Raw genomic sequence first — 15,858 nt, forward strand, 5'->3', positions numbered from 1 at the left:
TCAAGACCCCGTAAGCCGCGACATAGGAGCGGTGCGGGAGTCCCAGGAACGCGAGCCGCAATACGCGACATGCCCGTTGAATGGCTAATCAACACGCTTGATAAATAAGTTTATAAAGAATGCATAAGAAAATAAATAAACGTTCCCAAATGACACTTTGGGAGTCTTAACCGAATTTATATAACAAAGGGGTTTAAGAATTTGAGTTCATGTACAAATATCTATTGTTCACTAAATTTCGTTAGCAATGAAGTAGTTGATTTAAAAGAGTTTCGTAAGGATTTTCAGCTATATGAAAGGTTAACATGGGTAAAAGGTGATTTACAATTTCCCGAGTATGAAACATCAACACGTTTAGAAAGCAGGATTACAATCCGTTCAGAGATTTCCGAGAATAACGATGGTGAATCTATTATAAACGCTTTTTTTGAAGATTTATTACAAAAAAAAGAAAGGCTTTTACAGTTGAAAGAAATATATAGTGGAGAAATATTTTTCGAAATTATTATAAACTTAGAGTCAGATGATTCGCCTATTGTTCGCTTACAGTCACCACATTTAGCTTTCTTAACTGAATTAGACGCAACGTTAGATAGCTATGTGTACGATTATAAAGAAAGAGCCTAATCATATTTTTCATTATTTATTGAGATATACAATCCCATACAAATAACGTTCCCAAATCAAAGTTGAACCGCACCCCATTTGTTAGACACAAACTAACAAGGAGGTGCGGTTTTTCTATGGGGAAAATGAGCACAGAAGATAAATTAGCAGCGGTTGAACGCTATCTAAATGGCAAGGAAAGCTCCAGGATCATCGCTTACTACTTCATTTCGGTGGTAGGGCTGTAACGTTGTCAATCTGTATACATCATCATATAAGAAGAATATAGTGTAGATGTCTACAAGTAAAATAGAATAAATGTAGACGATGGATGAATCGTATGAAACCCAATGAATATGTGTTAAACCGCATTAAAGTTTTATTACAGGAACAAGGAAAATCCTATCAACACGATCCTATTTTCGAGTGGATTGACGCACTGTATGAAGAAGTATATATTCATCAAATGATATTAGACGAACTATTGAACGTCAGTGCTCGAAATAAAGTGACACAGTATATTGAGGACGGTTCGATCCAATTATTTTGAGTGCAATTGAAATGTTACCAAATCTCGATTTGCGAATGTTTAAAGGAGTTTACTAATACTTTCTAGAAATAGTATGATATCGATTTAGGAATTGTCTACGCAGTTTAGTGAAATAAGCTGCCTTAAAAACAACAAAGGGGATATGTATGAAAAAGGTATTCATTTCTTTATTAGCCGTAGTTCTGTTAGTAGGTGGAATTTATTTTGCATCTAATTCTAAACCACCTAAACCAGTCATAACTATAGAAAATAAAACGGTAGAAGTGGCACAAGGTTCTTATTGTTGGGAGGATCTTATTAACGCACAATGTGTTGATATGATTTCTCCGCCAGATCTGATTAAACATCACGAACTGAAACCTGCTGTTGTATCACCTGGAGCTGAATTAGAAATAAAATGGAAGCGTAAACCACTCGAAAATACGCTAAACGCATCTATATGGTTCAATAACAATGAGGTAGAAAACGCCCCATTGAATGAGAATGCATTATTAGTTCCAAAAGAAAAAGGGGTTTATATGTATAATGTTTCGGCAGATTGGGAAAAGGGAAGTTCAAGTTACGTCTTTGTCATTGAAGTTCAGTAAGTTTTTTTCGTTGTGTTCTCATCGCATTGTAAAATAATTCAAAGTAAACCTTATTTACAACGATTTTATTCGATCCAAGTTATGGTAGGAATTTCGTTAATACTAAAATTTAATCTTGCATTAATTGAGCGAAGAACCTCTTTAGCAGGAATCTCTTTTTCGAAGAGCTGTTCATGATTCAAAATTAGTTCTACCATTGCTGTAAAGCTCCTTTTGTATTTTCTCTGAAATTTAGGCTATGCTAAATAATATTAAGTTCTATTTGTCTCATTTTTATAAATATCATGAATTAATTTCGATAATGATCGTTTACCGAGATTTTCATCTTCTAAGTAAGCACCAAAAATAAGATTTTTAACTTCAAGTTCATTCTTAAATAAGTCCGGATAGTCCTCATATAATTCCTTAACTTTCGAATCGTTATACATATGTTTTTTCTTTAAAACTTCTTGAGCAGTATCTTTATGAACTTCATACAATTCATTTAGTTTGAAAACATCGATATTTTTAGAAAGTTCATCACAGTTTGTATGTAAACTTACATCAATTGCTGCTACGTTAGTCAAATAATCAACTGATTTTGGTGTCCAATGAAATTCCAAATACTGTCCTACTTGCATTTTTGAATATGGATTGTAACCAATTTCATAATTACTTTTTATGTGATTACGTACTTGCTATGGATGCACCACCGATACGAGCGGTGTTAAAAAGCATTTACGAACCGAACGTGATCGAGGAGAGCGCTGCGTTTCAGGAGCTATGTAAAATTGCATTCGGTCGTTTAAAACAATTGATGCGTTCACATAAAGTACCGTACGAGCAAATGCGTCACATCGTTATTCGTTGTATGGAACAGCTTGTGATGAAATCAGGTGTACGCAATGAGTTTGCGATGTATTCGTCGATGATTGAACGTCAAGTGCTGCAACTGTTTGAACAGCCAATTGTTCGTCCAACTGTAACGACAGGTCGAACGGAAATGATACTAGATTGGTTTTACGGACAATAGGAGGAAGAGCCGATGAGTGCAGAGGAAGAAGAACAGCTCGAAAAAGATCGTCAGCGCGTCTTGGCAAAGCTTGGCTTGTTGTAATAGCATTCTCAAATTGTTTTCATGCAAAAACATCGTATAATGGGAATATATGACTGTTGAAATGGAGAGAATGCATTATGGTAACGATTTACGGGAAAGACAATTTAATTTACAGCTTGAACGAAGCAACGAGTTTCGATCGTATTGGCATTGAAGGGGAACTGCATGTGCTCAATCGGCTAGAGCAGCAGCTACCGATTGATGCGACTGTTATTGCAAAGCCAGCGATTGGTAATTTAGAGCCGGATTTAATCGTCATCATGCCAACTGTCGGATTTTTCGTGATCGAAGTGAAAAATTATGCGCTCGATAGTATCGCAGCAGTGCTATCAAATGGCGGCATTCAGCTACGAAACGGCGCGTCGGCAAATCCGTTTTCACAAGTGACGGCACATTTGGAGCATTTCCACCAGTTTGTCATGTCGAATTACGGGCAAGATGCGTACCGAGCAATTGGCAAAGTCGTTGTGTTCCCGCGCATTATGCGAGCGCAATTTGAGGCGAAGTTTGCACAGACGATTCATAATTGGACGCCAGAGCAGCGCGAAAAATTTGAGCGACATCATATGTTTGGCGATGAAATTATGTTACAAAAGCTGTTACATGCACGCAAATTTACGAGTGCGATGCCAATGAATCGTGCGACGCTTCTTGATATGACGCAGCGCTTAAAGCCTGTGCCAGCTAAAAGTGTGATGGAAGATGTGCTACACGGCGATACGTTAGTGAATGTGCAGTTTTTCGATGACGTGCTACAGCGCATTGTAACGACAGATGCGCAAAATGGTCGCGCCATGCAGCAATCGATTCAACAGCTACTTCAGCGCGAGCTTCCGTATTTAGAAGGGGCGAAAACGCATGAGCAAGCATATTTAGCGCTGTTAAACTTGAAGGTTGCTATTCAAGCAGAGAGCAGTACATATTTAAATTACATGCATGAAATTACGAGCATCGAAAATAAAATGTTAAGCGAGCGTACGCGCATTACCCAGCAGTTTAAGCGCACCGTTCAACAAGGGCTGCACGATTATTTTCATAAGCAGCTAAGCGTTATGCAAGAAAAAGTCGCAAATCAAACGGAGTGGCATACGTCGCTGACCGAAACGTCGAAAAAGGTTGCCTCGTCGGTGTACAATCCGCTGTTAAAGCTAGCGAAAAAGACGTCGGTGCTACAAGATAAAGTCGAGGAATTGAACGAGCTCGATGATCGAAGCGGGCTTGAAAAAGTGCTAGAGAACTATTTATCGACTGCGCATGTCGGGCAGGCGTACAACCGCATTATGAAGCAGGCACTGAGCGACTATGAGGAGGAATGGAAGCGCGTCATTGCGAAAAATACACCGAATTTGCGCGGGCTTCATGCATTTTCGTCGTCGTCGATGCAGTTTCATAACCAACAGCTGAAATACAAAATCGGTGCGTCGGAGCAAGTGCTTGGGCTCACAATTGGCTCGGCAGTGATCGGGACAATCGGCTTAGCGGCAGGGTGGCATACGTTTACTTATGCGGCGCTTAACGTGTTCCCACCGATTGCGATTTTTGCGGCGTTTGCGACAGTCGCAACAGCGTTCATACGTAAAGATAGCGAAATTAAAAAGAAACAGCAGCAGCTAGCCGAAGCGGTTAAAGCGTACGAGGAGCATTTATTCCAGCAAATCGACCCGCCGCGCATTGACGATGATGGCGAATCGCTTTTTACGCGTGTTGAGCGCTCAAGTGATGATGTCGTGCACGTTGCGATTCAAGAGTGGGAGAAGCAGCTGCTCGGAAGCTTGACGATGAAAGAGTACGAGCTGTATACAGAAAAGCTACTGCAATACGTCGAGCTGTTAGATGAAAGCATTGAGCATATGCAGGCGATGTTACAACATCATTAACGTGTGGGAAATAGTTACTTGCTAGTAGAAAATACGAACGATTGTACGATATAATAAGTAATTATAAAAAATAATAAGATATTTTATATTTACAATAGAGGTGACAATGATGAAAATTGAAGAAGCTAGAGATTGGTTGCTTTCAAAAGAGGCAATGACGCCAAAGAAATTACAGAAGATGTTGTATTATTGTTACGCTTGGGGATTAGTATTTTTAAATGAGGAAGCTGACGCATTAGAACACAAATTATTTGAGGCAGATTTTGAAGCGTGGGTACATGGTCCAGTGCATCGTGAAACATATATACAATATAAGCAATACGGATTTTTAAAAATTCCTCAAGTTGACACGCACGATTTTTCATTTTCTGAAGAAGAGCTAGATGTGTTAAATCAAGTGTATGATGTATATGGCGGTTATAGTGCGAATGAGCTTGAAAGTATGACGCATCAAGAGGAACCATGGCTAGAGCAAAGAAAAGGTTTAGAAGAATATGAAGGGACAGATCGCGTAATTTCAGATAAAAGTATGTTCTGTTATTACGTGAAGCAATTAGCATAATGTCTAAGAAAAAGATAGGTCGTAAAGCAATTACTCAGCCTGTTAAACATAATATTGCGAAAATTACCGAGCCGATTAAAGCAGCTAAGGTTCACTTTGATTTTAGTGACAATAGGTGGTTGTGTTCGGTGAGAAAAGGTGAATACACGAATTTTTTGAAAGATGCCGAGCAATGTTTAAAGACGCATTACAATTTGTTTTATACTATTATTCCAAAAGTGCTAGATGAATGGGATCGCATTAAAACAGGTTTTGGTACGAGACAATATCCACATTGTCATAAAATCGAAGGAAAACAAAGAGAGTTAGTATTAGAAGTGTATAAAGAACTTTATAATTATGAGCTAGGTGAAGAAGTAAGCTTATATCAGCTAAGTTTCACCGGTGCGAATCGTTTAATCGTCATTTACGGTGCAGCGAAAGAAACGATTAAGCCGATTTTCATAGACCATCATCACCAAATATATCCGAGTATTAAACATAATCAAAAAGATTTATCCTCGTACAATTATTGTATAGTATGTAGCCATAAATAGCATATGCATCAATTATTTATTAAGAGAAGCGGTGTTACGTTTGTAGCATCGTTTTTTCGCATGCGCACAAGTCAAATTTATATACAATTTATGCCCCGTTGCTATAATAGCGAGGTAGAGGTGAACAGCATGAAAATTTTAGTTGTGGACGATGACCGTGATATTTTACGGCTCGTGTCGATTCATTTACAAAAGGAAGGGTACCGCGTCGTGCAGGCGGAAAGTGCTGAGGAGGCGCTTGCGATTTTAGAGCACGAGGCGGTCGATTTAGTCATTGCGGACGTTATGATGCCGAATATGAACGGCTTTGAGCTTACGGAAATTTTAACGAACGATTTAGACATACCGGTCATTTTATTGACGGCGAAAGGGCAGCTTGCCGATAAGGAGCAAGGGTTTTTAGCCGGCTCGGACGATTACATTGTGAAGCCGTTTGAACCGAGGGAGCTATTGTTTCGTGTGGCGGTCATTGCGCGTCGCTTGCATAAAACGCAGCAACGCATCATTCGTGTTGGCAACGTGCGCATGGATCGTGAGCATTACGAGCTGACGATTGGCGAGAAGACGGTCATTTTGCCGATGAAGGAATTTGAGTTGCTCGCTCAGCTTGCTCAGCGCGCAGGATCGGTAACACCGCGCTCGCTATTAATTGAGGAAATTTGGGGGCAGGAAGCGGATTCGGAGTTGACGCTCAATACGCATATGAACCGTGTGCGTGACCGTTTGAAAAAATACGGCGCGACGCTTGAAATTCAAACGGTGCGTGGCATTGGCTACAAGCTAGAGGTGAGACAGTGAAAACGTTATATCGAAAGCTAAGCGTAGCGACGTTCGTTATTTTACTGCTTAGTACGGCGGCGGGCTTCGTACTTGCAAACGTCGTATATTACAGCGTGACAAAGGAGAAGCTAGATGCGCAAAACGTACAGCTAGCTGAGCAAATTGCGCAAACGACCGCCTACTTTACCGACGATGCACAGGCGACGACGTATTTGCAGTCAGTCGGTGGCATGGGGTATCAAATTAAGCTCATTAGCCAGCGAGGGGACATGTTTGCGTTTGGCACGACGTTTCAAAAGCATACTATAGCCGACGATGCGCTTGCGACCGTGTTTGCTGGCAATGTGTATCACGGCATTGAGCACTTTAACGGCAAATATTTTTTCATCGAGCATTTTTCAAACGACTTACAAAATACAGTTGGCGTGCCGGTAACGTACCGTGGTGAAACGTATGCGATGTTTTTGCGCCCAAATAACGACATGTTGTTTTCTGACATGCATATGATGCTCGGCAGCTTTTTAGTCGGCATTTTTATTGTGAGCTTAATCGGGGTGTTTTTAATGACGCGTAAATTAATACGTCCGATTACGCAGCTAACAGAGGCGACATATGCGATTGCGAACGAAAATTTCAGCTATACGTTAAACGTGACGCGCAACGATGAAATTGGAGAGCTTGCGAACAGCTTTACGCGCATGCAGCAGCAGCTTGCGCATAACGCTGAAGCACGAAAAGCATTTATTTCGAATGTGAGTCACGATTTTCAGTCGCCGCTTATGAACATTCAAGGGTATGCCTCGCTGCTACAGCAAGATGTACAAGGTGAGGCAAAGCATTACGCGAGCATTATCGAGGAAGAATCGAAGCGACTGTCGAATTTAACGAAGCAGTTGCTGTTGTTAACGTCGTTAGAGCAGGCGAGCTATCCGTCTGAGCATAAGGCGATCGCGCTCGATGTACAGCTGAAAACGGTCGTTCGTCATCATTTATGGCGTGCAGAGGAAAAAGGGATAGAGTTGTCATATGAGCTCGCACCGGTTACATTCATTGGTGATGAGGAGCTATTGTACAATGCGTGGGAAAATTTATTAAGCAATGCGATTAAATATACGAATGCAGGTGGGGAAGTGCGCGTGACGCTTCAAACGACCGCGCAGCACATTACCGTATGTGTGGAAGATACCGGAATCGGTTTAACCGAGCAACAGCGCGCCCAAGTGTTTGAGCGCTTTTATCGTGTAGATGCGGCACGAAAAAAGGACGGCACAGGGCTTGGGCTAGCTATTGTAGAAGAAGTTGTACGTGCGCATAATGGAATAATTTATGTAAAGAGTGAGCTTGGACTCGGCAGCGAATTTATCGTGCAGTTGCCGCATTCTGATTAGCGTTATGTGAAAAATGAGCAGCTTATAAAAAACTTGTTTCATGCTTGCGTCTAACTATTGAATTAGCTAACATGATTGTTGCTTTGCAAGTATTTGGCGTGTTTTTTTCGTCGCCTCGTAAATAGCGACGTTCAGATGACGACGCATCGACATGCTGCTTAGCTTGCTTGAAACTTCTTGGCGAAAATCAGTGAATAGTTGAAGATCCGGACGATTTAAATCGTTATTTGTAAGTGCATAGTATGGTTCGTTAAATGTGTCTGAATAATACGGCGTCTTTAAATATTCAGGAATAATATTTTGAATGACGAGCAGCACTTCACTCGTAATACAATGGGCTAATATGAGCAGCTCATCAGGTGAACGAAAGCGCGCTTTAAATTCATGTACGAACTCATGCTGGTATACGATTTGATTCAACGCGATTGTTACATCGTGAAAGATGACGCGATTCACTTTGGCGATGCGCACTTCGCAACTATGAATGAGCTGTACCCAGCAATTAAAAACGGCTGCGACATAGTCAACTTGTGTATGATCGATGCTTTCGTAAAGGGGAAGCATATTCATATGACGAACGAGCAACTCATTAAATTCGTCAATTAACGCATTTGAATGTGCATACAAGCTAAGCTCTTCTGTAATTAAAGGTAAATGTTTCATAATCATTCCGTTGCCAAAAGATGATCGTATGATGGATCATGTTGCGACAGTTGACAATCGGCTCCCCTCCTTTTAACATTTAGCAAAACACGCGCTGCAACTAGCGTTATTTGTTTTGCATCAAGCGTGTTGATTGCCTAGTGAAGTGGCATTTCGCGTATAGCGGCTCGTTCCTTGCCACGGATATACAGTATTTATTTCAGCTAGACTGCTAAAAATGATGAATTTTACTATATAAAATGGATAATCAACAAATCTTGTTTTTGTATATATTACCCAGTCCAAAGTTTGTGAAACATTTTTCAAGCGAAAATAAAAAAATGTGTAAACGGCGCGCCGTTTACACGTTTTTTTTATGCTTGTTGGTCTTCTTTTGTTGGACCCATTACGCTCGGTACAGGTAAGCCTGCTTGACGCAATAAAACCGTCATTTGTCCGCGGTGATGTGTTTGGTGGTCGATCATTAAACGTAAAAGCCCGCCATTTAATGTGCCATCTGGTAATTTACTTGGTTTTAATAAATCTTCATCTGTTAACGCGTTCATTTTGTCCGTTACGTCTTGTACGACACGCTTGTACGCTGCTACGATGTCAGCTGCTGAAGCCGGTGTCGTTTGTGCATTTTCAACTGCCGCAAAGCCAAAATCTGCTAGCACGTTGCCGAAAAATGATGGAGACGTCGTTAAGTGCCACGCTAACCAACCAAGTGAGTTATGCTCATCGGCGATTGCAACATGCAATTTGTCATCTGTTAATGCTTCAAATACACGCGTTGTGCCTTCTGCTGATTTTGCCCAGTCTGCTTGGAAATCTTCAATTGTACGATACATATATAATCCCTACTTCCTATTTGTTTGATGAAATGCTCATCGTTCTTTTCATATTGTACGCGAAAACGAAGTAAAAGCAACTTTTTTACAACGGACGTTACTGCTTCGATTTATTCGTATCGAGCGTTTCGATGTTGATAAATTTGAAATTGCCACCGTTATGCTTCGTCGTGTAGCGTTTTGAGCGCTCGTAATAATACGTGCCATCTTCATCTGAATAAAAATAAAACGTTTCGTATGTATATACGTAAAATGAGTTCTCGTCAATCGGTACCATTTTCGTAATTTCGTTCGTACCAAATGTATATTCATAGCCAGGAATTGCATAATGTCCGTCAATGAACTTTTTGAACTCATTATAAAGTGCGTTGTTCGCAAAATACGATTGAATATACGATGGTTCGATGTAATATAACGCCGCTTCGTAATCTGAGCGATATTGATCGAAAAAGCCGTGAATTTCATCAATGTTCGCGTACGAGTTCATCGTTAACGTCGGCTTTTGTTCCACTTGAGCGACAACGGTTTGTGTAACAGTCGGCGTTGCAGCAGCAGTTTCAGTCGGCGCTTCTGCAAACGGTGCGACTGTAAATTGATTGTCTTTTTGCTGCTCTACGTAAATGATTTCTTCTTTGCTCTTTTCATTGCTTGTAATAGCTAGCTTATACTTTCCAGGAATGAATGGAACGGTAAACGATTCGTTGTTAGCAACCGTCAAAAATTGTTGACCGTCGACTGTTACAGACGTTTGCTTTTCAGCGACAGTTAACGCTAGCTCTTTCGGTGAATATGCTAATTGTAGCCTTTTAATGATTCCAAAATCTGTTGTCACGGTCGCCAGCAAAATGCGTTCGCCGTTTGCATCGGTAATTTCAAATGGCACATCATTCGTTTCGATTGCTGTTTGCAACGTCGGGTAAATCGTATCCCAGTATTTCATTGCACTATAAAACTCGTCTTTGCCGCCAACTGTCCCACTCGGAATGTTAAAGCTGTTGTAAAATTCAAGCTTGTTTTCAAGAACATAGTGCTCATTTACTTTTTGTAATGCTTTTGCAGGACTGAAAATGGTGGAAATCGCAAAGAAACTAACTGCGGCTAAGACGATGAGCGACATCGCAGCGATCGCAAGCCATGTTAACGGACGTTTATTATTTTTTTCTGTACGAGAATGGATAACAGGCTCTTCTTCTTTTTGTAACGAAATTGTTGATCGGGGCGTTTTTACTGGAGAAGCGGTATTTTTCATATCGTTTCCACAGTTTGAGCAAAATAGGCTATTCATGCTTAATTCTTTTCCACACGATGTACAATATTTCATTCGTGCACCTTCTTTCATTTCAATATATAGACGATGAATGTATGTGAATGGATTGCTAGTCGGCTCTTTATCGTGAGGAACTATAAGTAATACAAACTTAACGTTCATGAACGTAAACTGGGGTTGACGCATACAGGTTGCTTGAGGAAAGTGATCAACGCCATTACATGAGTCATCACCTTCATGACAAATATCGTGTTCACCCCCGATTCCGCGGAAAGCCTGCCTCGACGTGAAAAGCAACCCCAAGTTATGGTGAAGAGCCAAATTTAATAAATTCATACATATAATACCACGAAACGTAATTTGGTAATATGTTTTGTTTGAATTGTAGCGAGTGTGCAAAATTTTCATTCATCAATTGACAATGATTATCATTCGCGTTATTCTAGTGGAGGCAATAAAACATACATAAAGAAAGAGGCAACGAGACATGCAACCAATTCGTATTTACGATCATAACGATTTATTAGAAATTCACTTTGAGGACATCGTGAAATATCACGGCAAATTAGCATATATGGCAGTTGGCGCGGGTTATCGCGTCGTGCAAGCTGCGTTTGAGGCGCTGTACGGTGACGACATTCCAAACCGAAAAGACATTACAATTTTATCAGGTCATGGCGGCCCAGGTTTCCGTGACGTGTTTGAGTTTGTGACACGCGCTTTAACACGAGGCGTCTATACAGTTGACCCGACGTACCCAGTGGCGCAGTACGATCCACATCGCCCAACAGGTTATGCGTACGTATTTACGCGCACGACAGATGGCAAAAAAGTTGAAGTATCATTAAAGGAAGATTACTTACCAGCTGTGTTTTACGATTATTTAAAAATCGGTCGCGAGCGTCAGTTAACGGAAGAGGAAGAAGTATTCTTTACACAGCTAAAAGAAGATATGTGCAACAAAGCATTAAATACACCGCTTGAGCAATTAGTGAATGTGAAATTTTTATAATGTGAAAAAAGCCGATGCGTATGCATTGGCTTTTTTGCGTTTACGCTTGCTTTTTTTCGATGAAGAATGTGTTAACCATAAATAAGAAAAACGCGATGAGTAAAATCGAGCCGCCGACGATGAATGCGACAAGCGTTACGACTTCTGGTAGTCCTGAATGGTCGACGTAATATAAGTACATGCCAAGCGTTAAGCCGATCGCCCCAATCATGCCGCATAAGCTATGGATTTTGACTAACATGATTTTTTTCATCGGTACGACATAATAAAAAATGCCCCACGCAAATGCAGAAAGCCAGCCGACAAGTAGTGCGTGCGCGTGAATCGGACGCAAGCTATACTCCATTTGTCCACTCATAATCGAGCCAATTAACGTGCCGATGAAGCCGAAAATCGCCGCAAAGCGCAGCAGCAGAACCGCCCATTTTCGTTGTTGTTGCATATGAATTCCTCCTTTTTCTTTCATCATAACACGGAAATATAAACTATATGACACGTACTCACGCATAGTTAAAAAAGCGAGCTTCACGTTATTAGGCACTTTGTACTTCATTGATCAGTTGAAAATATGTATTCTGAAGGATATTTATACAAAGCAGCTACAGTACGTTACATGCGGATTTTCATTTGAAGTATATAATTAATAAGGAAAATGTCTTTCTTTTTGATTAGTCATAAGTAATTTTAGGCGTTTTTATTGTATGGAATATCATTTATTTATAAAATTCTAAAGAAAAACACTTTTCTGACATAGGTAAAAAGGCTAGAAAGTTTTTAGTTGTTAGTATAGAATGGGGGAACGTGATAAAAGCGAGAAGGAGAAAAGCATGTATATTGTTAAAAATATGAAGGTTCGCAATAAGATTTTAATGCTTATTGCAGTAAGTATTATTGTAGCAGCAAGCATTGCTACATTGTCATTTATACAGACGAATAAAATGACGAGCAACATTGAAGCGGTGTATGAGGAAAAGTTTATTCCGAACGACTGGCTAAGCAATGCGATCGCAGTCAATTTACGCATTAACAGTATTATTATTGAATTAATGATGACGACAGATGCGATGCATAAGCAGGAGTTGCATAGCGAAATTAATGAAGGCATCGACCAAGTGCTTTCGGATTTGGCGATGTATGGTGAAATGGAGTTAACAGCGGCTGAGCAGAAAGGGTTAGCGGACTTCTATGAGGCGGTCGATCGTTTAACGGCGAATCAAGAGGAAGTCATTAATTTAGCAGTGCTCGGTCATAATGAGCGTGCGTATGAGCTGTACCGAAACGTTGTAAAGGAGCCGCGCGAAGATTTAATTGCGGCATTGCAGGAGTTACGCGCATTTAAAGTTGATCAAACAGAAGCGATCGTTGCAGAAAGTGTAGCAGCAGGTAAGACGAACAACACGAACAACGTCATCATTAACGGTGTTGCGATTGCGATTTTAATATTTTTAGGGCTATTTATTGCGCGTATGGTAACGGTGCCACTACAGCAATTACGCGAGCAGTTATTGTTTGTCGAGCAAGGGAATTTTACAGTGCAAGGTACGTATGAATCAAAAGATGAAATCGGGCAGTTAATGATGTCATTTAACAAAACGTTTGAGACGCTTCGTGACGTCGTGGCGAAAGTGAAGGTGTCATCTGAGCATGTCGACAACACGTCGCAGGAGCTTATGGCAAACGTCGAGCATTCAACGACAGCAGCGGATCATGTCGTTGCATCGATTCAAGAAATCGCAGCAGGATCAGAGCAAACGAGAGACCGTCTTGCGCAAAATGCAATTGTCATTGATCGCGTTGCAACAGGGTTCTCTACTATTCGCCATAACATTACAGAGGTGGAGCGTTTAGTTGCGACAGCATTGAACGAGGCGCGAGAAGGTTCAAGCATTGTTGATGAAAACGTCGAGCAAATGCAAAGTATTAAACAGTCGATTCAGCGTTCAAATAATGTCATTCAAACGTTATCGAACCAAGTCGGTGAAGTAGACGAAATTTTAAAAGTAATCGACGGCATTTCACAGCAAACGAACTTGCTTGCGTTAAACGCTGCAATCGAAGCAGCACGAGCAGGCGAGCACGGAAAAGGCTTTGCGGTCGTAGCAGATGAAGTTCGTAAGCTAGCGGAGCAGTCGATTGGTGCAACGAAATCAGTCGCATCGATTTTATCAAACATTAAAGAAGATACAGCGCAATCGGTATCGATTATGAACGTCGTCTTAAACGAGGCGGAAAGTGGCTTAGTCGCAACCGATAATACGTCGAAAAAGTTCGATGATATTTTAACGAATACGTCGGAAGTGTCGCCAGTGTTACACGTCGCAAAAGCATCGATCGAGGAAATTGTGAGCGATTTCGATTCGTTTAAAGGAAGCGCGGATACCATTTTACACGTATCGTTACGCAACGCACAAAATAGCGAAATGGTATCAGCCGCTTCTGAGCAGCAAGCCGCAACGCTTGAAGATATGACCGAATCAAGCCGCGTGCTCGCAAACGTCGCAACGGAATTAAACGACGTCGTGAAGAAGTTTACGATTTAATAAAAACGTTAACTTGCTTGAGGTTCGTCGCAAAAGGAAACGTTCGCCATAGCTAATTGTTTTAATATATATACAAGGTGATTGAAATTTAGAATGTGAACGAGGCAGCCACGCCCGCGGAAAGCCTGCCTCGATGTGGAGAGCCGACGAACAAAACGCTAAAATACATTCACCGTCTATATACAATGAAAAAAACGTGCTACGAGTGATGAACACTTGAGCGCGTTTTTTCGTTGTAGGACGTATTGCGGATTTTGAACGTCGCTAGTTGCTCGCTACGTTATTTAGTTGGAGTTGGGCGCGGGGGGGGCGTATGTCATCAGTCTTATTTTCTGAAAAATGAGACAATTAGCTGTAATTTGCATCATTTTTCTTCTATGATAAAACGAACGACTATTTAAATAGGAAGGGGTTTTATTATGTGGAGGAGAGTCGCAACATGTATAGCTGCTGCGTTGATGTTAACGGTGGCGACGACTGCAAGCGCTGCGAAGTTTACAGACGTTCCAGAGACGCATTCTTTGAACATTGAAATTGAATATTTAGCGAAGGAGGGCATTATTAGTGGCTATAGTGACGGTACATTTAAACCGAACGCGCCGATTGCGAAAAAGCATATTGCAAAAATGCTCGTCGGTGCGCTCGAGTTGCCAACGACGAATTTGAAACCGTTACCATATAGCGACGTACCGACGACGCATGCGTATTATAAAGAAATTGCGGCAGCGTACACAGCGGGCATTTTTGGCGATGCGGAAAATTTCCGACCAGAATCGAGCATTTCGCGTGCGTTTATGGCAAAAATGATTGCGAAAAGCTTTAATTTAAAGTCGATCGCCGCAAATGCTGTGACGTACAAAGACGTGCCGACGACGAATGAATTTTATTCGCCGATTCAGCTTGTGACGATGAACAATATCGCGCGTGGTTATGTTGGGGAAACGGTTCATAATGAGACGACGTATACGTTTGAGCCAAATCGACTGTTAACACGTGCGCATTTCTCGGCATTTTTAGCGCGTGCGATGTCGTTAAAAGCAGGCGATTATACACCAGACACACGTTATACGTATTTCTTTGAAGATTACGGCGATGGGGTGCGCACGTATTTAGAGCTTGTGAAAAATGATAGTGCAGGTGGAAACATTGAAACGACGTGGAACGTAGTCGATGCGGTGACGAGTGAGCAGTACGACACGATTCAATATACGACAGCGGACGGTAAATGGAGTGAAGGTATTCCTGAAACCGATTTAGGAACGTTTATCGACTATCCGTTTACGATCGGTTTAAAGTACGATGATTTAAAAAATGGTACGATACAAGGTAGGCAAGAAGTGATCGATACGAAGGCGACCGTTACGCTATTTGGTCAGCAATTTCACGATGTCATCGTCGTGCGCGATACGTTTATCGGCTATGAGGAAACGGATTACGGTGATTTTGAAGAGGTCGGCTTGATGACGCGCTACATTTATATCGCAAAAGGTTACGGCATTATAGCGTATGAGCGAGACGGAACATTTTATCAATGGTTAAGCAGTCGTGAGCTACGTTAAGTAGG

The 15,858-nt window shown here is 41.2% G+C and carries 18 protein-coding genes; 12 read left to right on the top strand and 6 right to left on the bottom strand.

What is annotated here, in order from left to right:
* Positions 1-201 precede the first annotated feature (201 nt).
* The 3 genes from A6K76_RS07705 to A6K76_RS07715 all read left to right on the top strand — a co-directional run bounded on the left by A6K76_RS07705 (position 202) and on the right by A6K76_RS07715 (position 1,743).
* Positions 202-627: a DUF4279 domain-containing protein gene (locus A6K76_RS07705; RefSeq protein WP_066463731.1), complete on the top strand. Its 426-nt coding sequence runs from the start codon at positions 202-204 to the stop codon at positions 625-627.
* A gap of 319 nt (positions 628-946) precedes the next feature.
* Positions 947-1,156 carry a hypothetical protein gene (locus A6K76_RS07710; RefSeq protein ID WP_066463734.1) on the top strand — a complete coding sequence of 70 codons (210 nt, stop codon included), beginning with the start codon at positions 947-949 and terminating at the stop codon, positions 1,154-1,156.
* A gap of 146 nt (positions 1,157-1,302) precedes the next feature.
* Positions 1,303-1,743, top strand: coding sequence for a hypothetical protein (locus A6K76_RS07715; RefSeq protein ID WP_066463736.1), 441 nt, complete (start codon positions 1,303-1,305; stop codon positions 1,741-1,743).
* A gap of 65 nt (positions 1,744-1,808) precedes the next feature.
* Here the strand turns inward: A6K76_RS07715 and A6K76_RS17185 are convergent, their stop codons facing one another.
* Entirely contained in the window at positions 1,809-1,940 is a 132-nt protein-coding gene (locus tag A6K76_RS17185) for a hypothetical protein (protein WP_281181435.1), read from the bottom strand.
* Positions 1,941-1,994: 54 nt separating this feature from the next.
* A complete protein-coding gene (locus A6K76_RS07720) occupies positions 1,995-2,345 on the bottom strand; it encodes a hypothetical protein (protein WP_066463739.1) in 351 nt (116 codons plus the stop codon).
* Positions 2,346-2,371: 26 nt separating this feature from the next.
* Here A6K76_RS07720 and A6K76_RS07725 point away from each other — a divergent pair, with 26 nt between their 5' ends.
* The 6 genes from A6K76_RS07725 to A6K76_RS07750 all read left to right on the top strand — a co-directional run bounded on the left by A6K76_RS07725 (position 2,372) and on the right by A6K76_RS07750 (position 7,982).
* On the top strand, positions 2,372-2,755 hold the full coding sequence (locus A6K76_RS07725; RefSeq protein WP_139108664.1) for a hypothetical protein: 384 nt from the start codon (positions 2,372-2,374) through the stop codon (positions 2,753-2,755).
* Between the two features lie 161 nt (positions 2,756-2,916).
* Positions 2,917-4,716 carry a nuclease-related domain-containing protein gene (locus A6K76_RS07730; RefSeq protein WP_066463742.1) on the top strand — a complete coding sequence of 600 codons (1,800 nt, stop codon included), beginning with the start codon at positions 2,917-2,919 and terminating at the stop codon, positions 4,714-4,716.
* 106 nt (positions 4,717-4,822) lie between these two features.
* The gene (locus A6K76_RS07735; protein WP_083995328.1) at positions 4,823-5,278 is read left to right on the top strand and encodes a Panacea domain-containing protein; all 456 of its coding nucleotides are present in this window, start codon (positions 4,823-4,825) and stop codon (positions 5,276-5,278) included.
* Positions 5,279-5,406: 128 nt separating this feature from the next.
* Positions 5,407-5,814: a hypothetical protein gene (locus A6K76_RS07740; protein WP_066463746.1), complete on the top strand. Its 408-nt coding sequence runs from the start codon at positions 5,407-5,409 to the stop codon at positions 5,812-5,814.
* Between the two features lie 129 nt (positions 5,815-5,943).
* Positions 5,944-6,612 (top strand): response regulator transcription factor, encoded by a 669-nt coding sequence (locus tag A6K76_RS07745; RefSeq protein WP_066463748.1) that lies wholly within the window; start codon positions 5,944-5,946, stop codon positions 6,610-6,612.
* Entirely contained in the window at positions 6,609-7,982 is a 1,374-nt protein-coding gene (locus A6K76_RS07750) for a sensor histidine kinase (RefSeq protein ID WP_066463749.1), read from the top strand. Before A6K76_RS07745 ends, A6K76_RS07750 begins: the two co-directional genes overlap by 4 nt.
* A 66-nt stretch (positions 7,983-8,048) precedes the next feature.
* On the opposite strand, the gene A6K76_RS07755 is transcribed toward A6K76_RS07750, so the two are convergent.
* From A6K76_RS07755 to A6K76_RS07765, 3 genes are all read right to left on the bottom strand, one after another.
* Positions 8,049-8,645, bottom strand: a complete 597-nt coding sequence (locus A6K76_RS07755; RefSeq protein WP_066463751.1) for a hypothetical protein — start codon at positions 8,643-8,645, stop codon at positions 8,049-8,051.
* 353 nt (positions 8,646-8,998) lie between these two features.
* Positions 8,999-9,475, bottom strand: a complete 477-nt coding sequence (locus A6K76_RS07760) for a DinB family protein (RefSeq protein WP_066463752.1) — start codon at positions 9,473-9,475, stop codon at positions 8,999-9,001.
* 97 nt (positions 9,476-9,572) lie between these two features.
* Positions 9,573-10,796, bottom strand: coding sequence for a TcaA NTF2-like domain-containing protein (locus A6K76_RS07765; RefSeq protein ID WP_066463753.1), 1,224 nt, complete (start codon positions 10,794-10,796; stop codon positions 9,573-9,575).
* A gap of 433 nt (positions 10,797-11,229) precedes the next feature.
* Here A6K76_RS07765 and A6K76_RS07770 point away from each other — a divergent pair, with 433 nt between their 5' ends.
* Positions 11,230-11,754: a hypothetical protein gene (locus A6K76_RS07770; RefSeq protein WP_066463754.1), complete on the top strand. Its 525-nt coding sequence runs from the start codon at positions 11,230-11,232 to the stop codon at positions 11,752-11,754.
* Positions 11,755-11,794: 40 nt separating this feature from the next.
* Here the strand turns inward: A6K76_RS07770 and A6K76_RS07775 are convergent, their stop codons facing one another.
* Positions 11,795-12,196, bottom strand: a complete 402-nt coding sequence (locus A6K76_RS07775) for a hypothetical protein (RefSeq protein ID WP_066463758.1) — start codon at positions 12,194-12,196, stop codon at positions 11,795-11,797.
* 385 nt (positions 12,197-12,581) lie between these two features.
* Between A6K76_RS07775 and A6K76_RS07780 the strand changes: the two genes are divergently transcribed.
* On the top strand, positions 12,582-14,294 hold the full coding sequence (locus A6K76_RS07780; RefSeq protein WP_066463761.1) for a methyl-accepting chemotaxis protein: 1,713 nt from the start codon (positions 12,582-12,584) through the stop codon (positions 14,292-14,294).
* 419 nt (positions 14,295-14,713) lie between these two features.
* Complete coding sequence (locus A6K76_RS07785; RefSeq protein WP_083995331.1) at positions 14,714-15,853, top strand: S-layer homology domain-containing protein; 1,140 nt, start codon at positions 14,714-14,716, stop codon at positions 15,851-15,853.
* Positions 15,854-15,858: the final 5 nt, after the last annotated feature.

Origin of the sequence: Caryophanon latum (genome assembly GCF_001700325.1) — a bacterium.
Classification (GTDB): Bacteria; Bacillota; Bacilli; order Bacillales_A; family Planococcaceae; genus Caryophanon; species Caryophanon latum.